General features: G+C 44.2%; 23 protein-coding genes. All 23 read left to right on the forward strand.

Translation table 11 applies throughout. The features are described from left to right. The first annotated feature begins 490 nt into the window (after positions 1–490). The 23 genes from ACFWUL_RS00045 to ACFWUL_RS00155 all read left to right on the forward strand — a co-directional run bounded on the left by ACFWUL_RS00045 (position 491) and on the right by ACFWUL_RS00155 (position 23,844). Positions 491–880: an endonuclease domain-containing protein gene (locus ACFWUL_RS00045; RefSeq protein WP_416177416.1), complete on the forward strand. Its 390-nt coding sequence runs from the start codon at positions 491–493 to the stop codon at positions 878–880. Between the two features lie 269 nt (positions 881–1,149). Next, the gene (locus ACFWUL_RS00050; RefSeq protein WP_416177416.1) at positions 1,150–1,539 is read left to right on the forward strand and encodes an endonuclease domain-containing protein; all 390 of its coding nucleotides are present in this window, start codon (positions 1,150–1,152) and stop codon (positions 1,537–1,539) included. A gap of 752 nt (positions 1,540–2,291) precedes the next feature. Further along, on the forward strand, positions 2,292–3,665 hold the full coding sequence (locus ACFWUL_RS00055) for an exopolysaccharide biosynthesis polyprenyl glycosylphosphotransferase (RefSeq protein ID WP_416177417.1): 1,374 nt from the start codon (positions 2,292–2,294) through the stop codon (positions 3,663–3,665). Positions 3,666–3,921: 256 nt separating this feature from the next. Further along, the gene (locus ACFWUL_RS00060; protein WP_416177418.1) at positions 3,922–5,106 is read left to right on the forward strand and encodes a glycosyltransferase family 4 protein; all 1,185 of its coding nucleotides are present in this window, start codon (positions 3,922–3,924) and stop codon (positions 5,104–5,106) included. Positions 5,107–5,131: 25 nt separating this feature from the next. Beyond that, positions 5,132–6,178 carry a polysaccharide biosynthesis protein gene (locus ACFWUL_RS00065; protein ID WP_416177419.1) on the forward strand — a complete coding sequence of 349 codons (1,047 nt, stop codon included), beginning with the start codon at positions 5,132–5,134 and terminating at the stop codon, positions 6,176–6,178. After that, positions 6,171–6,737, forward strand: coding sequence for a hypothetical protein (locus ACFWUL_RS00070; protein ID WP_416177420.1), 567 nt, complete (start codon positions 6,171–6,173; stop codon positions 6,735–6,737). Before ACFWUL_RS00065 ends, ACFWUL_RS00070 begins: the two co-directional genes overlap by 8 nt. A 13-nt stretch (positions 6,738–6,750) precedes the next feature. Continuing rightward, on the forward strand, positions 6,751–7,947 hold the full coding sequence (locus ACFWUL_RS00075; protein ID WP_416177421.1) for an NAD-dependent epimerase/dehydratase family protein: 1,197 nt from the start codon (positions 6,751–6,753) through the stop codon (positions 7,945–7,947). Between the two features lie 190 nt (positions 7,948–8,137). Continuing rightward, positions 8,138–9,313: a non-hydrolyzing UDP-N-acetylglucosamine 2-epimerase gene (gene wecB, locus ACFWUL_RS00080; RefSeq protein ID WP_416177422.1), complete on the forward strand. Its 1,176-nt coding sequence runs from the start codon at positions 8,138–8,140 to the stop codon at positions 9,311–9,313. Positions 9,314–9,436: 123 nt separating this feature from the next. Continuing rightward, positions 9,437–10,456 carry a glycosyltransferase gene (locus ACFWUL_RS00085; protein ID WP_416177423.1) on the forward strand — a complete coding sequence of 340 codons (1,020 nt, stop codon included), beginning with the start codon at positions 9,437–9,439 and terminating at the stop codon, positions 10,454–10,456. A gap of 152 nt (positions 10,457–10,608) precedes the next feature. Further along, positions 10,609–11,613: a glycosyltransferase gene (locus ACFWUL_RS00090; RefSeq protein ID WP_416177424.1), complete on the forward strand. Its 1,005-nt coding sequence runs from the start codon at positions 10,609–10,611 to the stop codon at positions 11,611–11,613. Between the two features lie 28 nt (positions 11,614–11,641). Continuing rightward, the gene (locus ACFWUL_RS00095) at positions 11,642–12,730 is read left to right on the forward strand and encodes a hypothetical protein (RefSeq protein WP_416177425.1); all 1,089 of its coding nucleotides are present in this window, start codon (positions 11,642–11,644) and stop codon (positions 12,728–12,730) included. A 699-nt stretch (positions 12,731–13,429) separates the two neighbouring features. Continuing rightward, a complete protein-coding gene (locus ACFWUL_RS00100) occupies positions 13,430–13,765 on the forward strand; it encodes a hypothetical protein (protein WP_416178130.1) in 336 nt (111 codons plus the stop codon). 26 nt (positions 13,766–13,791) lie between these two features. Then, positions 13,792–14,589, forward strand: a complete 798-nt coding sequence (locus tag ACFWUL_RS00105) for a LicD family protein (RefSeq protein WP_416177427.1) — start codon at positions 13,792–13,794, stop codon at positions 14,587–14,589. A 4-nt stretch (positions 14,590–14,593) separates the two neighbouring features. Continuing rightward, positions 14,594–15,316 carry an IspD/TarI family cytidylyltransferase gene (locus tag ACFWUL_RS00110; protein ID WP_416177428.1) on the forward strand — a complete coding sequence of 241 codons (723 nt, stop codon included), beginning with the start codon at positions 14,594–14,596 and terminating at the stop codon, positions 15,314–15,316. Then, positions 15,306–16,373, forward strand: a complete 1,068-nt coding sequence (locus ACFWUL_RS00115; RefSeq protein WP_416177429.1) for an NAD-dependent epimerase/dehydratase family protein — start codon at positions 15,306–15,308, stop codon at positions 16,371–16,373. The genes ACFWUL_RS00110 and ACFWUL_RS00115 overlap by 11 nt, the downstream gene beginning before the upstream one ends. 42 nt (positions 16,374–16,415) lie before the next feature. Further along, a complete protein-coding gene (locus tag ACFWUL_RS00120; RefSeq protein WP_416177430.1) occupies positions 16,416–17,339 on the forward strand; it encodes a glycosyltransferase family 2 protein in 924 nt (307 codons plus the stop codon). A gap of 123 nt (positions 17,340–17,462) precedes the next feature. After that, positions 17,463–18,593 carry a glycosyltransferase family 4 protein gene (locus ACFWUL_RS00125; protein ID WP_416177431.1) on the forward strand — a complete coding sequence of 377 codons (1,131 nt, stop codon included), beginning with the start codon at positions 17,463–17,465 and terminating at the stop codon, positions 18,591–18,593. A gap of 54 nt (positions 18,594–18,647) precedes the next feature. After that, on the forward strand, positions 18,648–19,622 hold the full coding sequence (locus tag ACFWUL_RS00130; protein ID WP_416177432.1) for a glycosyltransferase: 975 nt from the start codon (positions 18,648–18,650) through the stop codon (positions 19,620–19,622). Positions 19,623–19,673: 51 nt separating this feature from the next. Further along, a complete protein-coding gene (locus ACFWUL_RS00135; RefSeq protein ID WP_416177433.1) occupies positions 19,674–20,627 on the forward strand; it encodes a glycosyltransferase family 2 protein in 954 nt (317 codons plus the stop codon). 78 nt (positions 20,628–20,705) lie between these two features. Continuing rightward, on the forward strand, positions 20,706–21,227 hold the full coding sequence (locus ACFWUL_RS00140) for a glycosyltransferase family 2 protein (protein ID WP_416177434.1): 522 nt from the start codon (positions 20,706–20,708) through the stop codon (positions 21,225–21,227). Then, positions 21,151–22,005 (forward strand): O-antigen ligase family protein, encoded by an 855-nt coding sequence (locus tag ACFWUL_RS00145; protein ID WP_416177435.1) that lies wholly within the window; start codon positions 21,151–21,153, stop codon positions 22,003–22,005. Before ACFWUL_RS00140 ends, ACFWUL_RS00145 begins: the two co-directional genes overlap by 77 nt. Then, positions 21,998–23,509: an oligosaccharide flippase family protein gene (locus tag ACFWUL_RS00150; RefSeq protein WP_416177436.1), complete on the forward strand. Its 1,512-nt coding sequence runs from the start codon at positions 21,998–22,000 to the stop codon at positions 23,507–23,509. The genes ACFWUL_RS00145 and ACFWUL_RS00150 overlap by 8 nt, the downstream gene beginning before the upstream one ends. 14 nt (positions 23,510–23,523) lie before the next feature. Next, positions 23,524–23,844, forward strand: coding sequence for an acyltransferase family protein (locus ACFWUL_RS00155; RefSeq protein ID WP_416177437.1), 321 nt, complete (start codon positions 23,524–23,526; stop codon positions 23,842–23,844). Positions 23,845–24,296: the final 452 nt, after the last annotated feature.

The following is a 24,296-nucleotide window of genomic DNA, read 5'->3' on the forward strand; positions in this document are numbered from 1 at the left end:
GCCTCCCCCTGCTTGCAGGGGGAGGGGGACCGCGTTCCCCAAAACTTGCCTCCCCCCGCTCGCGGGGGGAGGGGGACCACGAAGTGGTGGAAGGGGGCTGCTCCAAGCGGCCGATGCCTGCGAAGCGGGCATAAGAACTCTGTCAAAGGAAAGGGTGCCATCAAACATAAAGGGGCACCCACCATCATTTACCATTGCACTGATGCCCCCTTCCGTCTCGCTCCGCTCGCCACCCACCCCCTAAGTGGGGGTGGGCAAGAAAAATGGAGGAGAGGAACAGTTAACTCAAACCCTTGCTTTCCTTAAGCTTGCGGGGTGGTGAGGTGAACCATGTTCCCAAACCCTTGCCTCCCCCTGCTTGCAGGGGGAGGGGGACCACGAAGTGGTGGAAGGGGGTTGCTCCGAAGGGGGCTGCTCCAGCTGTTAACTGCTATTATCTCTACACTGCAGAGTTCCCCCTTACTTTCTCGTTGCTATTCCGGAGGCCCCTATGGACAGGAAATACATGATGCCCGAAGACTGCACCCTATTGGAAAGGGCGAAAGAACTTCGAAGAAACATGACACAGGAAGAAAGAAAACTGTGGTACCTCTTCCTTCGAAAACACCGCTTCCGCTTCTACCGGCAGAAAATCATAGGCCACTATATCTGCGATTTCTACTGTCCGCAGGTCCGCCTGGTTATAGAACTGGACGGCAGCCAGCATTACACCGAAAAAGAAGAAGCTTACGACAGGAAGAGGACAGTCTTTCTCGAAAGCTATCACATCCAGGTCATCCGCTTCTATAATGGTAAGATCAACCTCCACTTCAAAGAAGTCTGTATGGAAATCGAAAGGGTTATAGATGAGAGGATAAAGCAGCTGGAAACCGACTCCTAGAGGCCCCCTTCCGTCTCGCTCCGCTCGCCACCCACCCCCTAAGTGGGGGTGGGCAAGAAAAATGGAGGAGAGGAACAGTTAACTCAAACCCTTGCCTCCCCCCGCTCGCGGGGGGAGGGGAGCCACGTTCCCAAAATCTTGCCTCCCCCCGCTCGCGGGGGGAGGGGGACCACGAAGTGGTGGAAGGGGGCTGCTCCAACTGTTAACTGCTATTATCTCTACGCTGCAGAGTTCCCCCTTACTTTCTCGCTGTTATTCCGGAGGCCCCTATGGACAGGAAATACATGATGCCCGAAGACTGCACCCTATTGGAAAGGGCGAAAGAACTTCGAAGAAACATGACACAGGAAGAAAGAAAACTGTGGTACCTCTTCCTTCGAAAACACCGCTTCCGCTTCTACCGGCAGAAAATCATAGGCCACTATATCTGCGATTTCTACTGTCCGCAGGTCCGCCTGGTTATAGAACTGGACGGCAGCCAGCATTACACCGAAAAAGAAGAAGCTTACGACAGGAAGAGGACAGTCTTTCTCGAAAGCTATCACATCCAGGTCATCCGCTTCTATAATGGTAAGATCAACCTCCACTTCAAAGAAGTCTGTATGGAAATCGAAAGGGTTATAGATGAGAGGATAAAGCAGCTGGAAACCGACTCCTAGATGCCCCCTTCCGTCTCGCTCCGCTCGCCACCCACCCCCTAAGTGGGGGTGGGCAAGAAAAACATGGAGGAGAGGAACAGTTAACCCAAAACCTTGCCTCCCCCTGCTTGCAGGGGGAGGGGGACCGCGTCTCTACCTCAAACCTTGCCTCTTCTGCTTGTCAGGGGCGGGGGACCGCGTTCCCCAAAACTTGCCTCCCTCCGCTTGCAGGGGGGAGGGGGACCACGTCTCTAACCCAAAACTTGCCTCCCCCTGCTTGCAGGGGGAGGGGGACCACGTCTCTACCTCAAATCTTGCCTCCCCCTGCTTGCAGGGGGAGGGGGACCACGAAGTGGTGGAAGGGGGCCTTAAAGCGGTCGATGCCTGCGAAGCGGGCATAAGAACTCTGTCAAAGGAAAGGGTGCCATCAAACATAAAGGGGCACCCACCATCATTTACCATTGCACTGATTCCCCCTTCCGTCTCGCTCCGCTCGCCACCCACCCCCTAAGTGGGGGTGGGCAAGAAAAACGTGGATTCCCCCTTCCGTCTCGCTCCGCTTGCCACCCACCCCCCCAAGTGGGGGTGGGCAAGAAAAAGATGGACGCCCCCTTCCGTCTCGCTCCGCTCGCCACCCACCCCCTAAGTGGGGGTGGGCAAGAAAAACATGGAGGCAAGGAAGAATTAACGCAAACCCTTGTCTCCCCCGCTGAGCTGTAAAACGGATTCTTGGTTCACAATTTTCATTATTCATATGCAAAGAAGGTACATTCATGATTTTAGACAGCAATACACACCAGCGACTGAACATCCGCATCGTGAAGCTCTTTGACCTGCTCCTGCTGACTGCGGTATTTTCCTTGACCTGGGGACTGTACTATGCTGACAAAATGACCTATCCCTTTTATAATTTGGGCAATTATATGATGGTAGGTCTCTTCTTTATCATCGATTACCTGATTACCCGACTCTATCGCGGTTATGCCATCCACCTTTTCCGGGTATCCGATCTGGTATACAGCCAGGCATTGGCCGTTTTCATCACCGATGGTCTTCTCTATATAGTGATGACCATGGTAAACCGTCATTTCATGAATCCCCTTCCCCTGATAGGGGCTTTTGTAGTACAGAATCTCATCATAGTCGCTTGGTCCATCGCTGCCCACCGCTGGTATCTCCATACCCATCCGCCGGTGCCGGCAGTACTGGTATGCGATGAATATCGCATGAACGTGGATCATATCATGAAAAACTATGACATGGACGCCCACTTCAAAGTGACCGATATCATCCTGGCAAAAGACGTCGTAGAAGACATTCCCTCATCCATTATTAAAGATGCCGGCGTCGTTTTCATCTGCGGTCTCCACAGCCATGAAAGAAATATCATTGTGAAATACTGCCTGGCCCATAACATCCCCAGTTATGTCATTCCCCGGGTAGGGGATATCATCATGAGCGGTGCAGAGAAGATACACCTTTTCCATCTGCCCATGCTCATGGTTCATCGTTACGATCCTACACCGGAGTATCTTTTCCTCAAACGGCTCATGGACATTGTTCTCTCCCTTATCGCTGTAGTTATATTTTCGCCTTTCATGATTGTTACTGCTATTGCCATCAAGGCTACCGACGGCGGCAGCATCTTCTACCGCCAGCGGCGGCTGACCAAGGATGGGAAAGAGTTTGACGTACTGAAATTCAGAAGCATGCGCATGGATGCTGAAAAAGACGGCGTGGCCCGCCTCTCCACAGGAGAAAACGACCCCCGCATTACAAAAGTGGGGCGCATTATCAGGGCCATCCGCTTCGACGAACTTCCCCAGCTTCTGAACATTCTCCAGGGAGACATGACCATTGTAGGTCCCCGGCCGGAACGTCCGGAAATCTCTGCCCAGTATGAAAAAGACATCCCCGAATGGCCCCTCCGCCTTCAATGTAAATGCGGCCTTACCGGCTATGCCCAGGTCTATGGCCAGTACAACACCACCCCCTATGACAAACTCCTGATGGATCTCATGTATATAGCCAGACCCAGCCTGGTCGAAGATATCAAAATCATCTTCGCAACCGTGAAGATCCTTTTCATGAAGGAGAGCACCGCCGGCGTAGCCGAAGGCCAGACCACCGCCATGGGGAAGAAATGACTGGGATCGGGGCCGGGATCGGGATTGGGATCGTGGCATTACAGATGTCCTCTTCTTAAACCTTGCCTCCTCATCTATGGGGGGAGGGGGACCGCGTCTCTCCATAACCCTTGCCTCCCCCATCTATGGGGGAGGGGGACCGCAAAGCGGTGGAGGGGGTAGGCCGCTGAAGACAGCAAGGAAGTCTAAAGTCATCGGAAATAAGCATATTAAGTATTAATTAACAACATTATTAAACAGAGGAATATAAAAGCACATGAAAGTTGCAGTAGTATCTATTGGAAGTTTTGATACACAGTATTCTGACTATCACATAATGCGAGACATTATTCTTGGAATGCTGGAACGCGGATTTGATGTAACCTTAATTCAAAAACAATACCTCGACATTCCCCGATACCCGGAATCGTTTCGGAAATATTTGGGAACGAAATTGAAGGTTAAAAATATTCGTTTCGAGAAAAAGGCAAAGGCAGATTTGAAGGCAAGATATCTTGCTGATTTGTTTTATTATCATAAAGCATGCAAGCTGATGAAAAAGGATTTGCCAGATAAGATATTTCTTCAGTCTAATAATACTGCTTTTATTACAGTCTGGTATGCAAAGCATATTTTGAAGCGTCCGATCCTTTATAATGAACAAGATATTTTTCCGGAAAATGCCTTATTTGCGGGGATATTAAACAGTAATAGTTTGATATATAAAGTGGCTCATGCTTTACAGAAATATGCTTATAAAAATGCAAATGCTCTGAGTACCATTTCTGATGATATGAAAAAAACAATTGTCAATCGTTTTGGAATAGATAAAGATAAAATAAAGGTAATATATAACTGGGGACACGAAGAGCTGAGAGCAAATCCCTTGTCGGAAAATGTTTTTTTGAAACGGTTCCCTAAGAAAGATGAAGAAACCAGAGTTGTGTATGCCGGAAATCTTGGTAAGATGCAAAATGTGGAACTTATTTTACAGACAGCGGCCAGGATGAAAGAGTATAAAGATATATCATTTTATATTGTTGGCAGTGGTGTTAATGAAGAAAATTTAAAAAAATATGCTCGGGAACATGAACTTGGTAATATGAAGTTTGTTGGTATGCAACCACCGGAAGATGTGGCAGATTTATATCAGGCGGCGGACATTAATGTGATTCCTTTACAGGGAGGATTGATCTATGCTGCACTTCCCAGCAAGACTGCAGATTGCCTCATTGCTCATAAACCAATTATTACCTGTGTAGATGAAGAATCGGGATTTGCTGATATTGTAAAAAAGTTTGGCTTTATTAATACTTCACCTGAAAATCCGGATGCTTTAAAAAATGCAATCATTCAAGTAGCTGAAAAGAAAAGGAAAATGGGTGATTTTAGTTTACTACATGCCTTGTTTGACAGGGATAAAAACGTTACTAAATATTGTGATATGATCGAAAAAATGTGATACTTGCAAGAAAGGAATGGAATTCATGTCTGCATTTGAAAACGCAACACTTATGATAACCGGAGGAACTGGCTCCTTCGGGTCGACAGTTCTTAAACATTTTTTGGACTCTGATCTGAAGGAAATTCGTATATTCTCAAGAGATGAGAAGAAGCAGGATGATATGCGTCATATCCTGCAGGCCACTCATCCAGACACAGCAGGAAAAGTGAAATTCTACATTGGCGATGTACGGGATCCACAATCTATTCGTGATGCCATGCCTGGAGTTGACTTTCTATTTCATGCAGCTGCATTAAAGCAGGTACCATCGTGTGAATTCTTTCCTATGCAGGCAGTGAAGACAAATATTATTGGTACGGATAATGTGCTTCATGCTGCTATTGATGCAGGAGTTAAGAGAGTGGTGTGCCTTTCCACAGACAAGGCGGCATACCCGATTAATGCCATGGGTATATCAAAAGCAATGATGGAACATGTCATCTACGCCAACGCCCGTGTGGCCGCTGAAAGAGGGGGCACTACAATCTGCTGCACCCGATATGGCAATGTTATGTGCAGCCGCGGCAGTGTAATTCCTCTTTTTATAGAACAAATAAAAGATGGCAATCCTATTACCATCACAAATCCGGAAATGACTCGCTTTCTGATGAACCTGGATGAAGCTGTGGATCTGGTTATGTTTGCTTTTCAGCATGCCAACCCTGGAGACCTTTTTATTCAGAAGGCTGATGCTTCCACTATTGGAGATCTGGCAAAAGCAGTACAGAAATTATTTGGTGATACGGGAACCAGAATTATTGGTACACGTCATGGTGAGAAGTTATTTGAAACACTGATGACAAGAGAAGAACGTTTACGCAGTACTGATATGGGGAAATACTTCAGAGTAGCTGCTGATAACCGTGACTTGAACTATGATAAATTTGTTGTCAAAGGTGAAGTTCACACTATGGCAGATGAAGCCTATACCAGTCATAATACAAATCGACTGGATGTGGAAGGGACAGTAAAAAAGCTCCTGACCACGGAGTACGTGCAAAATGAACTGAAAGGAATTCCCAATGTCTAAAGAAAAACTTTTACTGGTAGGTGCAGGCGGATTTGGCAGAGTCGTACTGGAACATGCTTCACTGCGATACGACTGCTCCTTTGTAGATGATGGCTATAACCCGGGGGATATGGTCTGCGGAGCTCCAGTAGTTGGGCATATTTCCGACATAGCAGCGCTGCGGAAGGAATTTTCCCATCTTCTGGTGGTGATTGGAAATAACAAACTCCGCCAGTCTGTCTATGAAAAAGCCCAGGCTCTGGGGTACGATTTTCCAAATATAGTCTGCTCCAGCGTTTATATCAGTCCCTTTGCCAAGGTGGGTTGGGGCTGTGTTTTCCTTAACAATGCGGTTATTCAGAATGGCTCAGCTGTAGGAAATGGTGTACTCCTGAACCCGGGAGTAGAAATCCACCATGGGTGCGCAGTTGATGATTTTGCCTTAATTTACACCAATTCTGTTATTCGTACCTATGCGAAAGTAGGGAAACGTGCCCGCATCGGGAGCACCGTCACCGTCAGCAACAGCGTCAACGTTCCGGATGATGCGGATATTCCCAATGGTTCCACTTTATTCTAAGGAGGAAACCTCATTGCGTATACTGGTAACCGGTGCCAAAGGTATGGTGGGCACTGCTTTAGTCAATAATTTGAAAAACATCAGAGACGGTAAGAACAGAACAAGACCGGACCTTACAATTGATGAAATCTATGAATATGATAGAGACTCCACCCGGGATGAACTGGAATCATACTGCCGCCATGCAGATTTCGTATTTAACCTGGCCGGAGTCAATCGCCCGGAGAACCCGGATGATTTCATGAAAGGGAATTTTGGTTTTGCTTCTGTCCTGCTGGATACATTAAAAAAATTTCATAATACCTGCCCCGTGATGTTGTCTTCCTCTATCCAGGCTACCCTTGCCGGACGCTTTGGAAATAGTGAATACGGACGGAGCAAAAAAGCAGGAGAAGAACTCTTCTTTGCCTATGGAAAAGAAACCGGGGCCAAAGTGGCGGTATACCGTTTCCCGAATCTCATGGGTCACAGCCGCCCCAACTACAACAGCGCCGTTAGCACCTTCTGCTGGGCCGTGGCCAACGACCGGCCTTTTACAGTGAATGACCGCAGCACCGAACTGGAACTCCTCTACATTGATGACCTTATTGAAGGCATGTATGACCTCCTGGAAGGCAGAGAAGAACATTGTGAATTTGATGGTGTTGACACGGTACTTAAGGAAGATGGCCGCTATTGCTGCGTCCCGGTGACCCATAAAGTGACTCTGGGTGAAATCGTGGACCTTCTGGAAATCTTCAAAAACCAGCCGGCCACCCTTATGATGCCTCGTATGCCGGACGGATCCTTTGCAAAAAAACTATTTTCTCTGTACCTTACCTATCTGCCACCGGCAAAATTTAAATATCCATTTAAAATGAATGTAGATGACCGAGGCTCGTTCACCGAACTTCTCCACACAGAAGACTGCGGACAAGTCTCTGTCAACATAAGTCGTCCGGGTATTACTAAAGGACAGCATTGGCATAACAGCAAATGGGAAATCTTCATCGTAGTGTCCGGACATGGACTCATTCAGGAAAGAAATATCAATACCGGAGAAAAAATTGAATTCGAAGTCTCCGGCGATAAGATAGAGGCAGTCTACATGATTCCCGGATGGACACATAACATCATCAACCTGTCAGAAACAGAAAACCTGGTGACCGTGATGACCTGCAATGAAATCTTTAATCCGGCGCATCCGGACACCTTTGCAGAGAAAGTGTAGAAAGAGAGCCTTGAGCATTGAGACTTCCGCCTCAATCTCCGATATGGCTCACTGCGGCATGGAGCATCGCTCTCATAGCTCCCGGGCTCCTGTCACAAATGGGAAGGAAGCTTAGCGCCGGGCTGCTAAAAGTCTCAAAGCAGAAGCTAAAAATGAAGGCTCATTACATAATAATAAGGAGGTTCCACCAATGGAACAAACTCTTCCACATATATCTTTCAAAAATAACGGAAAACTCAAACTTCTCATCATCGTCGGTACCCGTCCTGAGATTATCCGTCTCTCTGCTGTAATCAAAAAATGCCGCAACTACTTTGACACTATCCTGGCTCATACCGGCCAGAATTACGACTACAACCTGAACGGCATATTCTTCCATGACCTGGGCCTGGCGGATCCTGAGGTATACATGAATGCCGTAGGCAAATATCTGGGCGAAACCATGGGAAATATTATTGCTAGGTCCTATGAACTCATGGTACAGCTTAAGCCGGATGCTATCCTTGTTCTGGGCGATACAAACAGCTGCCTTTCTGTTATCGGAGCCAAAAGGCTTCACATTCCCATTTTCCATATGGAAGCCGGCAACCGCTGCAAAGATGAATGTCTGCCTGAAGAAACGAATCGCCGCATTGTGGATATCATCAGTGACGTGAACTTGGCCTACTCCGAACATGCCAGAAGGTATCTGGCTGACTGCGGCCTGCCCCGGGAAAGAACCTATGTTACCGGATCACCAATGGCCGAAGTTCTTCATGCAAATCTTGCACAGATTGAAGCCAGCGATGTTCATCAGCGCCTTGGTCTGACGAAGGGAAAGTACATTCTTTTATCCGCCCATAGGGAAGAAAATATTGATACCGATAAAAACTTCTATTCTCTTTTCAATGCAGTCAATAAAATGGCGGAAAAATATGACATGCCCGTACTCTACTCCTGCCATCCAAGAAGCCGCAAGCGGCTGGAGGAAACCGGATTCAAACTGGACGCACGAGTCATTCAGCATGAACCCATGGGGTTCCATGATTATAACTGTCTGCAGATGAATGCCTTTGCCGTAGTATCCGACTCCGGAACACTTCCCGAAGAAAGCAGCTTCTTCACATCTATAGGTCATCCTTTCCCTGCTGTCTGCATTCGTACATCCACAGAACGCCCGGAAGCCATGGAAAAAGGCTGCTTCATCCTGGCCGGAATCGATGACCATTCCCTCCTGCAGGCCGTGGACACCGCTGTGGAAATGAACAAAAACGGCGACTACGGCACTCCGGTTCCTGACTACCTGGAAGAGAACGTGTCGACCAAAGTAGTGAAAATTATCCAGAGCTATATGGAAATCGTGAATAAGATGGTGTGGAGGAAATAGCGGGAAGAAGAAAATCTCACCTTGAGTCCTCAGGATTGAGGTGAAATGAGCCACATGGCAGTTTGAAGTATCGATTTCAAGGCTCCCAAGCCCCGTCACAAATGAGCAGAATGGAGATTTATAATGAACATCCTTGTATACAGCGTAGCTGCTGAATCCGGCGGCGCACTCAGCGTGCTGATGGATTTCTATAAACAATTCCGGGAACATAAAGAAAACCACTATTACTTTCTGGTTAGCACGCCACATCTGGAGGAACAGGACAATATCACTGTACTCCGGTTTCCTGAAATAAAAAAAGGATGGGGACATAGACTCTGGTTTGAATATGTGAAAGCGCCGCAGCTTGTGAAACAGCTCAAAATCGACGAAGTTTTTTCTACGACGAATACGGTACTGCCCTTTGTGCAGGTTTCTCAGACTCTCTATCTTCACAACTCTCTTCCCTTCTCCACGTATCGATTCAAATGGAATGAAAACAGGCTTTTCTGGGTGTATCAGCATATCATTGCCCGGTTGATCTTTCATTCACTAAAGAGAGCAGATCATATCATTACCCAGACCCACTGGATGAAGAATGCGGTTATAGATCAATGCGGGATACCGGAAGGAAAGATAGAGGTGCAGACACCGCCTATTGATGATTCCATGGTGAAACTATACCATCCCACCGGAAGAGAAACCATTTTCTTCTATCCGGCGGCGCCGTTCAGCTATAAGAATCACCGACTTATCATCGAAGCTTGCAAAATATTGAAATCGAGAGAAATCACAGATTGGCAGGTACTTCTGACACTGAATGCAAATGGTTCGCCCTATGAAAGAGAACTGGCAGCCGTAGCGAAGGATTTCCGGCTTCCTGTTAAGTTTATCGGTTTTTTATCAAGAGAAGAAGTATTCGACTGGTATAGTAAATCAATTCTTCTCTTTCCTTCGTATATTGAATCGTTTGCCCTCCCTTTGGCTGAGGCACGTTTGGCAGAAAGTCCGATACTTGCTGCAGATACATCACTTTCAAGGGAAGTGCTGCAGGGATATAAAAATTGTCAATTTTATGGAATACAAGAAGCTGAAAAACTAGCTGAAGAGATGGCGTATGAGGTAGACATGAATAAAGAACGAGTTTTAAACAATGGGGGGTAGGATTACTACCCTGATTGTTATTATCCCTAAATCATTATTTTTTAAACCCGCACTGTACTTTCCATGACAAACAGTTTCAATAGTTGATGTATTACTGAATATGACTTGATGGTCACTATTATTTATAAAATGGAAAAGTGGAGAGCGGGATTATGAATATTTTGGTTTATGGTGTAGCGGCAACATCAGGTGGTGCATTAAGTGTTTTAAAGGAATGTTATAGGAAGTTCGAACAGCAAAAAGATAATCACTATATTTTTATAGTTAGCACACCTCAATTACCGGATACAAAAAATATCACTGTGCTTAGGTATCCGAATATAAAAAAAAGCTGGTTCCATCGGCTTTGGTTTGAATATTTGGAAGCGCCCAACTTAGTGAGAAAATATGGGATTGAAGAAATATTTTCACTTACTAATACAACTATTCCAAGAACAGATGTGAGGCAAATTTTGTATTTGCACCAACCTTTGCCATTTATTAGTCAGAGATTTAAGTTAAGCGAAAATCTACTGTTCTGGGTTTACCAAAATGTAATAGGTAAGTTAATAATCTATTCAGTTCGTAGGGCGGATAAAGTAATCGTGCAGACAGAATGGATCCGGGATTCAGCAGCAAAGATATGTAATGTAAGTTTAGATAAATTTACTATTCAAGTTCCATCTGTTGATACAAGCTTAATTGTTCCATATCGAGGCCAAAAGACAGAGGTTACTTTTTTCTTTCCTGCGGCTCCGCTCTCATATAAAAATCATTCATTAATCATAAAGGCGTGTCAGGTGCTTAAGAAAAAACATATTTGTAACTATAAAGTTTTATTCACACTCACTGGACGAGAAAATAAATATGCAGTATCGTTAAAAAGAAGTGTTGAAAATCATGCACTGCCAATATATTTTATTGGCATGTTATCACATAAACAGGTGTTTGAAATGTACGGGCAATCTATCTTGGTATTTCCATCATATATAGAAACTTTTGGATTGCCATTACTTGAAGCTAAACTATCGAATGCTCCAATTCTTGCGTCAAATATGCCCTTTTGCAGAGAGGTATTGAATGGATATGAATCTTGTAAATTTTATGACAAAGATGACTTTGTTGCATTGTCCAACTATATGGAAGAGTGCATAACTAAGCATGGCAATTTTGAATAGGTTAGCATTTGTATTAAGGAGGTTTATTGTGGAAAATTGCATCAGAATGAATAATAAGATGCTTGCCTTTATAACAATTGATTTTCCTGTTCTTTTATTGGGTTTGAATTTTATTTTATATAATGCCGTCGGAATAGAAGATTATAAAAATATATTAAGAGTTATAGCTTTTATATTTCTTTTGATAGGTGGATTCATTAGAAAAAAGAGTATAACCTTACTTCAGCTTTTTTCTGTTCTTATAATTGGAATAGAATTATTATTTCAAGGAACCTTTGCATTAAATATCTTGGCAGCTTTTTTATTTGCCTGGTGTACAACAAATAATTTTAAAGAACTATCACTTAGAATTTTTAAAGTAGATTTACTTTTAATCATTATTGTATTCATTTTATTGACAACAGGGCTTTTAGACTTCAAGACATATATTTCTGGAGTTCGGTTGAGAGGAACATTAGGATTCATAAATCCTAATGCCGGCGCTTTATTTTTTACAAGTTTGGTATATTTATTTATATTAAGTAGAGAAGATATTTCTTTATGGCAAATAATTTTATCAATTATTTATTCGTCTGTTATCTATAGTATAACGGATAGCAGAACTGTTTTTATATCTGCATGCATATTTTTACTAGCGATTCCTCTCTTCAAATTCTCGTTGTTTTCGTATGCTTTCGCTCTATTTTCTAAATCTATTATTATAATTCTATGGATAGGTAGTGCTATAAGTATTTTATTTATTAATTCGTTTATTGGATTTGATGAGCTTTTAAGTTTTAGAATTTCTTATTTTATTGAGCTAACGAATCGTGCGGATTTAATCAATTATCTTTGGGGCGGAACTAATTTTGATAATCTTACAGTTGATAATTTCTACTATACCTTTATTTTCCATTATGGAATAATTTTTTATTGTTTTATGTTTTATTTGGTTAACAAGGCAATTAATTTTTGCATTAAGAATAGGATCTTTGTAGTTTTGGATTTTCTATTATCAGTTTGTATGATGGGCCTTATGGAAAGCAGTTTTATACGGCCAGAGCTCATTTTTGCTTTGCTTGTCTGGAAGATTATCTTTGATCCTGAGTGCCTTAAAGCTTTAAAGACTGGAGCTTAGTTTTTATATGTATTTTTGTGTATACATTGTAATAACAATTTTGAGGCCTAAATGAGTAAGTCAAGAATTTCATCTAATATCATTTACTTATATTTTTTAACGATAGCAAAGATACTATTTCCGCTGCTTACGTTTCCATACCTGACCAGGGTTGGGTATTTAGTTAAATATAGAAAATACTTTGTGAATTAGAAATAGGACGCTACTTTACCATAGTTCTGGATAAGGATGTGACAAGATGCAATGAGTGATAAAATTGAAGTTGATATAAAATGTGCCCATTGCAGCAGGCAGCTGCAAAGTGATGAACAGCCATGTTCTTATTGTGGCCTTACTGGTCGGATTATAGATGTCTGGACTTCCGAAGCTAGAGAGATGATGAATCGGTGAGAGGAAAAATGAAAAATACGGAAGCCAAAGTGAAAAAGCATATACTGCAGGAGTTCGTAAAGGAGATTCCTACTATCGGGACGGTAAAAAGAAGGTTGAGCGGATGATAATGATTGGCTGAGGAAACAACTTTTATAAGGAAGATATCAGGGATAAGGATACGGGGCAGGTAATCCATTATGTTGAAGAACTGCTGAACAAACATGTTGGGCACGGGAGTGCCAGGAAGAAAAAATGGCTGATGCTTGTAGGATTAACTTTTATATCTAATACTCGGTAGACATTGGCATCCTGTACTTTAAGGAAATTATATATAGATGGAGAGACAGGCATATGAGTTTTGCGTTGCATCCGTATTATAATTGCTATGAATTGCAGATGGTCGAAATTATGGATGTACAATTGGATGATTGTCAAATTAGTAAACTCAGGAATCTGATGAAAGCAAAGAATAAAGAGATTAGATTTGCATCTGGAAAAGGAATCAGAAGCCGAGGAATTCTCGCGAGAACCAAAATACAAAATGAAATTATTGCGAGCCATTCATTTAAAATCTTGTGCCCAAAAAGTGAGCTAATGCCTGTATTAGATAATGGAGAAATAGGTAAGGTAAAGATTGCTGATAAAAATGAAATAATTTCTTGAATTTAAACTTGGAGGATTTGGATCTTATGAAAAGGCTTACTAAACGTGACATTCAAAGAAATGAATTGAATATATTAATTGCGGTGAAAAAAATATGTAATTCCAACAATCTTAAGTTTTATTTATCGGGCGGGACTTTACTTGGTGCTATAAGGCATAGAGGTTTTATTCCATGGGATGATGATATTGATATTTGTATGCCAAGGCCGGATTATGAAAAATTTATTTCATTATGGCCTATGATGAATCAGATTTATGTGCTTAAATCAGATAGATTAAATAATTGGGATGCACCATTCACAAAGGTAATAGATCCCACAACCCAAATTGAATCTGTGTATGATGAAAGGAAAGGAAGCCTATGGATTGATGTGTTTCCAGTGGATGGTCTTCCTTCTGATGTAAAGAAAGTAGAAAATATTTATAAGCAGTGCGATTTTTACCGTAAGTTACTTATGATAGCCCATGCACGTCTAGGAGGAGGATCAAGCCAAATCCATAAATATGGCAAGTATATTTTGAAACCTATTGCTAAATTAATTGGTACTGATTATTTTAGCAAAAAATTAGAAAAAATTGCTTGTCAGATTCCGTATGAATCGGCCGACTATGTAGGAGCTATTACCTGGGGACTTTATGGTGCAGGTGAGCGCATGTTGAAGAGTGAGTTTGAAAAAGAAGTTGAAGTAGAATTTGAAGGTTATAAAATGCCGGCTTTCTCTTGCTGGGATTCCTATCTTCATGGACTCTATGGTGATTACATGCAACTGCCTCCTATTGACAAAAGACGGACTCATAACATGACAGTTTATATAAAGGAATGAGATTATGAACATTGCAGTAATTTTTGCCGGTGGCACAGGGAAAAGAATGAATACAAAATCCAAACCTAAGCAGTTTTTGGAGATGCATGGGAAACCGGTACTGATTTACACACTGGAAAATTTTCAGAATCATCCATTGATTGATCATATTATCCTTGTATGTCTGGAAACATGGATAGATTATGCCGCAGGTCTCATGAAGAAGTTCGGCATTACAAAGGTAGCAAAGATTGTTCCTGGTGGTAAAACAGGGCAGGAATCGATTTATCATGGTATCGCGACTGCAGAGAAACTGTATGGAGACGATAATGTTGTCCTTATCCATGATGGGGTACGGCCTTTGATTAACGAAGAAACAATTACAAATTGCATAAGGACTGTCAAGCAGTATGGGAATGCAATTACTGTTTCTCCGGCCATTGAGACTATATTCTTGAAAAATGAGGAAAATGATTTCGTAGGACAGATTTTTAACAGGTCCCGCTGTGAAATGGCCAAGGCGCCGCAATGTTTCGTTTTGGGAGATATCTATAAGGCACACTTGAGGGCCATAGAAGAAGGAAATTGCGATTTTATAGATTCGGCTTCACTGATGCAGCATTATGGGATGAAGTTGTATACGGTTGATGGACCTTCAGAAAATATAAAGATAACAACACCTTCTGATTTTTATATTTTCCGTGCTATCATGGATGCGAAAGAGAATCTGCAGATTCTTGGATTGTGAGGAAGTCATGTGGATAGAAAATACCATTTTTAAAGAAGATCTGGAACGAATCAATCGGGCCTCTTTTATTGACTGGGCGAAGTTTGATGGGAAGACATTCTTCGTTACGGGCGGCACAGGATTGATCGGATATACTTTCATTTGTGCGCTTTTGTACAGGAATCTGATTCACCATAGCAGGATTCATGTCATTGCACTTGTAAGAGATATGAAGAATGCACAGGAACAGTTCAAATCTGTGCTTTCAGATAGTGAGGGGGCATTGAAGTTCGTCTCAGGAAGTATAGAGGCAATGCCCCATGTGGGTGAACATATCGATTTTATACTCCATGGTGCCAGCCCGACCGATAGCCGGTACTTTGTAGAACATCCTTTAGAGACGCTGGAAACGGCGATACAGGGGACATCGAATATGCTGCATCTGGCTGAGGAAAAACAAGTGAAGAAGATGGTCTATCTCTCCAGTATGGAAGTGTATGGTGACCATCAGTCGGAAGACAAGATTTCCGAGGAGGAGGTTGTCTGCTTACATCCGATGAATCTGCGTGATAGCTATCCGATCGGGAAGTGTGCCTCAGAGAATCTTTGCCAGGCCTACTGTCATGAACGGGGAATTTCTGTCGACGTTTTGCGCCTTTCTCAGGTCATTGGGACTACGTGCCCTGTCAGAAAATCTCATGATACACGAATCGTGATGGAGATAGCACGGGATATTCTAAGCGGAAGTGATATCGTCTTGAAAACAAAAGGCGAGAGTAAGCGAACCTATGTTTATGTGGCAGATGCTGTGACAGCGATCCTGAAGGTGCTGACATGCGAGGGTTCTGATGTGTATAATGTAGCTAATGAGGGAACGTACTGCTCGATCTATGACATGTGCCAGCTCGCCGCAGAAAAGGTGGCTGGCGGGAAGATCAAGGTAGTGGTACAGGAAAAAGATGAGGGCATCTATCCGGCAGCAAACTGTTTGAATTTGTCAAATGAGAAACTGCGGGCATGTGGATGGAAGAGCAATACGGGACTGGAAAAGATGTTCCAAAGATTAATACATTATTAAGCGGTTTTGTTAGAAAACGAATATGGGAATAGGAGAAGTGAAATGCGGCTAAGTATCATCATCCCCACTTACAACAACCATATATCCGACATGATTCGTTGCCTCGACAGCGTCTACGATACAGCGTATCAGGACTTCGAGGTGCTGATTATCGATGATGGCAGCAAGGCGTCATACCAAGTGGAGCTGGATCAGGTAGAGACGCGGTATGAGAGGCTCATGGTCTTGCACAAGGCGCATGCCGGGGTCTCGGCCGCAAGGAATTTTGGCGTGCAGAAAGCGCAGGGAGATTATATTCTCTTCGTTGATGCAGATGATGTGGTGACGAAGCAGTTTTGGCGGGATGTGTGGAAAATCGCAGAAGACAGGACACTTCAGGCGGATATCGTGTATGGTCTGGTCAATGATGGCAGAGCAGATGGAGTGTCTGTATGTAATAGTCCGGAACATCTTGACGAAGAAGGAAAGAAAGAGCTCTACCGTCATTTTTTTGCTTTAGGATGTTCAGCTTTTTGGACGCGTGAGGGGCATGTGGGACGCGGGCCGTGTGCACGAATGATTCGAAAAAAGCTGGCTCTGATATATCCATTTGATGAAAAGCTGGCGCACGGTGAAGATGCAATCTGGAATCTGGATTTGCTCAGCAAGAATCCGAGTGTTGTAATCATTAGGCATATCTGGTATCAGGTCATCGGGGACCCTCGTTCGGCGACACGCGGGTATCATGCAGATTTCATTGAGCGTTTGCGGGCTTACCTCTCGGTTCTTAAATCTTATGAGCAGCCGGGAATGGAGCGGGATTATCACCAGCGGTTGTTTGAAGCGCTCGGTGAAATCGGACGGACGTATTTCTTATCCCCGCAGAACCCACTGCCTTGGAATGAAAAAGTAAAGGAGTTCAACAAGATGTCCTATAGTTATCCATTCAATGGATTATTAGAAAATGATGTGAAAATGGGGGGGTAAAACCTCTGCTTAAGCTCGCACTCTACAGGGCGGGCCTTTTGTTGTATGTGTATAAGTTGAAAATGATGCTGCACCGATAAGGGGCATTCTCCCTCTTTTCGATGCGGGAAGAGGGAGGCATAGATGCATAAAATTGCATTAATGGTTTCAAATCTTTGTACCTTAGGGGGGACAGAGCGTGTTACCGCCAATTTAAGCCAAGCACTTTCGAAATGGTATGAGTGTCATGTGATTACGCTATGGAATGATGGGACATATGCATATCAGCTGGATCCAGCGGTTCATCTGTTTAATCTGTATCAACAGAAGCGCAGATTGAGGGCGATGGCAGTGGATGGGACCTTACGAATCCGGAAGTATTTGAAGGAGCAGGGGATTGAGGTATTGATTGTGGTGGGAAGAAATAATGGACTTCTTCCACTTTTTGTCGGTCTGTGTTCTTCTACGAGGCTTATTTACTGTGAGCATAATTCTGTTTCGTCCTGGCGATTTTATAAAGAGACTTTGAAACAGCGAGTGCATAGGCATCTACTTCAATTTCTGCTATATCATGTGCCGGACTGCGTGGTGACCTTGACGGAGAAGGATCTGGCATTTTACAAAGATGCATCTGTCAGGTCGGAGCGTATCTATAATGCTTTGGATGATAAACTTTTGGCAGAGAAGGCAGTATATCATCCGGAGGCTAAGAAGTTGCTGACCATTGCCCGAATTGACTATCAGAAAGGGCTCGAGTACATGGTAAAGGTGGCGAAACGAGTATTGGTAAGGCATCCAGACTGGATATGGGATGTATGGGGAGGCGGGGATGATGCGCCTTATGAAAGAAAGATAAAGAGTCTCATTCATGAAAACGGTCTGGATGGACGTTTGCAGCTCAAAGGGGCAAGTTCCTGTGCCTATGATCTATATGATCAGTATGGGGTGTTTGTTTTGACATCCCGCTATGAAGGATTACCCATGGTCTTATTGGAAGCCAAGGCGAAGAAGCTACCGAGCGTGAGCTTCGATATTCATTCCGGTCCATCCGACATCATCCGGGATGGGGTCGATGGTTACCTTGTGAAGCCTTTCGATGTGGATGAGATGGCGGAAAAAATCAGCGATCTGATCGAGCACCCGGCTCTTCGGCAGCAATTTTCTGATGCAGCCTGGGGAAATCTGGATCAGTTCAGAGAAGAAACAATCATTTCACAATGGATCGAATTGATTAATGATACATTAAAAGCGGGGGGGGGTAACCCACTGGATTAAGTCATGCGGTATAACGCGACAGTCTGACTATGCGGGAATGGCAGGTGATCTGCTATGCTGATTAGTGTGATTGTTCCGGTATACAATGTAGAGAAATATTTGAAAAAGTGTCTGGATAGTCTTATCCATCAGACTTGGAAAGAGCTGGAAATCATTTTGGTAGATGATGGAAGTACGGATTCAAGTGGGATGATTTGCGATGCTTATGCAGAAAAGGATACGAGAATCCGAGTGGTTCATCAGTCCAATGGCGGACTGAGCGATGCCAGAAATACGGGGCTTGCTCTTTGCCGAGGAGAGTATCTGGGGTTTGTGGATAGTGATGACTGGATTGCGCCGGATATGTATGAGGTGCTGGCTTGTTTTGCCCAAAAAGAAAGACTGGATGTAGCGATGTGCGGCGTGACGGATGTATGGCCGGACCGGATCGAAGGGACGCCGCGTTTTGCTCCGGTGGTACTGACAGATACGGATGAAATCATTTCAGAAATCTTGGTGAACCGTAGAGGCGGTACAGCGGTGCCGGTGTGGAGCAGGATTTATAGAACCCGGCTTTTCAAGGATTTGATTTTTGAAAAAGGGCGGTATTATGAGGATGGCTATTATCTGCTGAAGTGGATCGGGCGGACTGAACGATTTGGCAGGCTTTCAGACCGGAAGTATTTCTACATGCATCGTGAGGGGTCTATCACGGATATCAGGCGTCATGGGAAACGGGTGGATGATTTTCGTTTTGCCTATGAGCAGAATCTGGCCTGCATCAAGGCATGCTATCCGGAATCCATTCCAGCGGGGGAGTATCGTCTGTATATGACTTATCATGCGATCTTGCTTATGCTGGCAGGACGGGATGATGCGTATTGCCAGGAGTTGGCAGGCTTGATCCGAAAGAATATTTTTAGAATTTGGCGAAATGCCTGCGTCGGATGGAAAGCGAAGATCAGCTATAGTTTGATTGCGCTGAATGTTCATTGGTATTTCTGCATGAGACGCAGGTATAGAGGATGGACAGGAAAGACTGCGGAGTGAGTGCGAGATTTTCTCGTGTATTGATTGTGAAGAGTCAGGTGGGAGTGTTTTATGTTACTTTCTGTAGGGATACCGGTATATAATGCAGCACCTTTTCTGCAGAGATGTCTTTCGTCGATTTTATCGCAAATTGATGACAGGGTAGAGGTCATCTGCGTGGATGACGGAAGCACAGATGGCAGCCTGGAGATTCTGGAAAAAATGAGCCGGAGGAATGATCGTCTGCACGTCATTCTTGCGTCGCATGGTGGTGTGAGTCGGGCAAGAAATCTGATTCTGCAGTGTGCGCAGGGAACGTATATGGCTTGGGTGGATGCAGACGATTTTGTGACAGAAGACTGGTATAGCTCTCTTTTCCCTCTGCTGGAGCAGGGGATGGATCTGATATTCTTTGAACATGACAGGAGGGGAAATGGCGTCTCTCGAAGAATGCAGTATCAGGGAAGTTCAGGAATTTTAGATAAGCAAAGGTTTCTTTATGACCTGGTACTGGATGTGAAGGTACGTAGTTATCTCTGGGATAAGGTCTGCCGGCGGAGCTTATTTCAAGGGATATCTTTTCCTACGGATGTTTTGCTCATGGAGGACTATGCAAGGCTCCATGAGATATGTTATCGGGCACGGTCTATCTATTATCTGGCCAGACCATTGTATGTCTATCTGGAGAGAACGGGAAGCCTTTCTCACACGGTGGATTTCAGCCGGTATTTTAATGCGGTTCATATAGCGAAAGCCAGGTATGAGTGGCTATCAGAGCGGCATGTGGATGTGCCGAGAGCCGGCTATCTGAAGCACTCCCTTTTCTTTGTGACTGCGGCAGTGAAGGAGAATGCTGACAAGGTCTGGCAGAAGGAAGTCGAAGAATGTCGAGGAGAAATCCAGCGGCATATCTTATATATTTTGCGAAGTGGGGATATAACAGTGAAAGATAAAGTGAAATATGCATTGGCAGCGATGCATGCATTAAAAACGATCTATAGTCTAAAGGCTATGATGAAATTTTAGGAGGCAAATATCCGATTGCGATAAGGAATGGCGAAGGAGCCGATCTCAGTATGTACCGGCACATGAAAGTGTGTCGGTATGCTGATCAGTGTTATTGTACCGGTGTATAATGTAGAGAGATATTTGAGACGGTGTGTTTTCTCCTTCATAGAACAGACTTATGGCGAAATCGAAATTATTCTAGTGGATGATGGAAGCTCGAATCGTAGAGGTGCTATCTGCGATGAGCTGACCGAAGAAGATGGGCGTATTCGTGTGGTGCATAAAGCCAATGGCGGCGTAAGCTCAGCGCGTAATGTGGGAATCGACATGGCAAATGGAGAGTATCTCTGCTTTGTAGATAGCGATGACTGGCTGAATGTAGATTATTTTCAGAAAGCAGTCCCTGTTTTGAAAAGAATACAGCCAAAGTTATTGATGAATAATTATGTGAAGGAAAATGGAGAAGGGCATGTGATCTGTAAATTTTCTCCATCGCCTGACCTGTATCTGGATGGAAATCAGACTTTTTATGAAATGGCAAATGGTTGTAAAAGGGTTAGATTTGATGAGAATATCATTTATGGAGACACTAATCTGGTATGGCTATATTCAGCCTGACACAAATAGGAGGGCGGCACTGCCTTTAACGATGGTGATGGCTTTTCTCGTATTTATGACTAAGGCAAGAACAGCCTATGCTATGCTGGCGGGTATGCTGTTGCTTCTGGTGTGTCTGATTCTTTTGGGAAGACAATATGAATTACTGAAGAAGTTCGCTGTACTGATTGTATGTGTGACGATTGGTTTTGTCGGATATGTTTCCTTTGTGAAGACCACTTCGTTAAGCCGCGCCAATCAAACGCAGTCTGTGGTTCAGCGGACCCTTGAGGATAATCTGGTGAGTCTGGCTTCCAATAATAAGCGCAGTAATGGTGCTAGATATGGACTTTTGAAGGCACATTTCCGAACCGGATTGCAGCATCCGCTGTTGGGCGTGGGAAAAGGACTCACTGGTGTTTATGTGGCTGATAATTTCACACCCGAGGAAGCAGCAAATGGGGAAATTTCTTCTTGGATACGGTATCAGGAGGAGCGTGGTCCGATGGCGGCTGGTTACTCTATGCCAGACGCTATGAATGAGTTTGTCAGCCGTTTCTCTAGTACAGGTATTTGGGGCTTGGGTACTTTTTTGTTTCCTTTTGCTTATGTACTCTTGAGACTATTGAAAAAATGGGTGATTCGCAAGGATCTGATGGCTATGATGATGATGCTCGCCTTGATTTCGTCTATGATGGCGGGGTGTAATGGCAGTTTGAATCTGATGTATGCTGTATGGCTGCTTCTGGGGCTCTCTTATGCAGTGGCTTTCGGTAGGGAAAGGTCTATGAATGAATGAACGTAAAATAGGCATCCTTTTAAGTTATGCAAATATTCTCCTTCACGCGGTACTGGGCTTTATTTATGTTCCAATTCTTTTACACTACATTGGGAAAAGTGAGTATGGGCTTTACCAGCTCATGGGCTCACTCATTGCCTATTTTAGTGTGATGGATTTTGGCCTGTCAGCTGCGGTCATCCGTTTTTATGCCAAATATAAGGCATTGAAAGACAGCATTGGCATGGAAAATATCCTTGCCATTTCGGTTCGAGGGTATGGTGCAGTGACTGTGCTGGCACTGGCCATAGGCTTTGTCTGCTATGGCTTTCTTGATGTTATCTTTGCCGGAAGCATGACTGTCTCAGAAGTGAATGAAGCAAAGCAGATTTTTCTCCTTTTGCTTTTGAATATTGTCATTACCTTATCCACCATGGTTTTTCGTTCTGTTATTAATGCACACGAGCGATTTTTCTTTTTAAAAGGAATGGAGACTATACAACTGGTAATGCAGCCTATTCTGGTGGTGCTGGTGTTGCAGCATCATCCCAGTGCATTCTCAGTGGCGGCTGTACAGACTGTACTGAACCTTTTGCTTAGTGCTGCCAGGGTCTATTACTGTTTCCATGATCTTCATGTAAAAATTCATTTTCATTACTGGAACCCTGAACTTTTCTCAGAATTTAAAAAACTGGCTCTTAGTGTTTTTGTAGTAACACTCATTGATCAGGTCTTTTGGAAAACGAATCAGATTATCCTTGGCATTATCAGTGGGACAGCTGCCGTAGCGGTATATTCCATTGCATCCCTGATTTATATGAACTATATGGCTCTTTCCACAGCCATTTCCGGTGTGTATCTTCCTCATGTTACCGGCATGGTGGCTAGGAAGGAGCCCATCAGCAGCCTTTCTGAGCTCTTTATTCAGATAGGCAGATGGCAGTACTATCTTCTGGCCTTGGTGGCGACCGGCTTTATCATTTTCGGAAAGCAGTTTATTGCCTTATGGGCAGGACCAGGGTTTGAAGACTCTTATATCATTACTCTTCTCATTATTTTTCCATTTACAGTAGATTTGATCCAAAACATAGGACTTGCCATTATGCAGGCCATGAACCGTTATGACTTCCGGGCTCGCATTTATTTTCTCACAGGGGTTTTGAATCTTCTCCTCGCTATCCCACTGGGAATCAAATATGGCGGTATTGGCTGTGCGGTGGCTACCGGGATTTCCATGATTGTGGGAAATGGATTTATTATGAACTGGTACTATGCAAAGGAAATCCATTTGGCAATTTCATCATTCTGGAGGCAGATAGGAAAAATATCCATTGTCACATTAGTATGCCTGATGATTGGATACATTACTAATGAGTTCATTTGGCCCCATGGAGGAATGGCAGTCTTTATCATAAAGGCATCGGGATATACTTTGCTTTACCTGGTTATGGTTTATGCGTTTGCTATGAGCCATCCAGAAAAGGAGAAAATTCAAGCAATTTTAAAAAAAGTGGGTATTCGTTGAAAAAGAGAATTGACATGGAGAGAAAACAGGAACATACTTTTACAGACAGACAGACAGACAGACAGACAGACAGACAGACAGACAGACAGACAGACTATTATAATGGTCTGGATTTACTCAAGTTCTTTATGGCGATACTCATCGTTATGCTGCATTCCTTTGCCTCTAAAGATGGGCATCCATTATTAGATTTTGAAATCAGTCAGTGCTTTACTCGGGTTGCTGTACCATTTTTCTTTATTGCGTCTGGCTTTTTATTATTTCGCAAGATGCCGTTGAACCTCAGTGAGGAGGACCAGAAATGGCTGGGGCTGAAGGATACGTTTAAGTTTTAAGTGGGACAGTGGAGGCTTTTGGCTGACGGCTGCTGGCTGACGGCTGCCAGCTTCTGGCTGTCGGCTCCCGGCTGTCGGTTTCCGGCGTGCCTTCGGCAATCCCCCCTCGCCACTGCGTGGCCCTCTCCCCCCTGACAAGCAGTGGGGCGCAAGAGAGTATATAGGCGCTCGCCACCCACCCCTGGACAGGGGTGGGCAAGGGCGTAGTGCAGACTTCCGGCTTCCGGCTGTCGGCTGTCGGCAATCCCCCCTCGCCACTACGTGGCCCTCTCCCCCCTGACAAGCAGTGGGGCGCAAGAGAGTATATAGGCGCTCGCCACCCACCTCTGGACAGGGGGGCAAGGGCGTAGTGCAGACTTCCGGCTTCTGGCTGCCGGCGTGCCTTCGGCAATCCCCCCCTCGCCACTGCGTGGCCCTCTCCCCCCTGACAAGCAGTGGGGCGCAAGAGAGTA

It is taken from the genome of Dialister sp., assembly GCF_047832375.1.
Lineage (GTDB): Bacteria > Bacillota > Negativicutes > Veillonellales > Dialisteraceae > Dialister.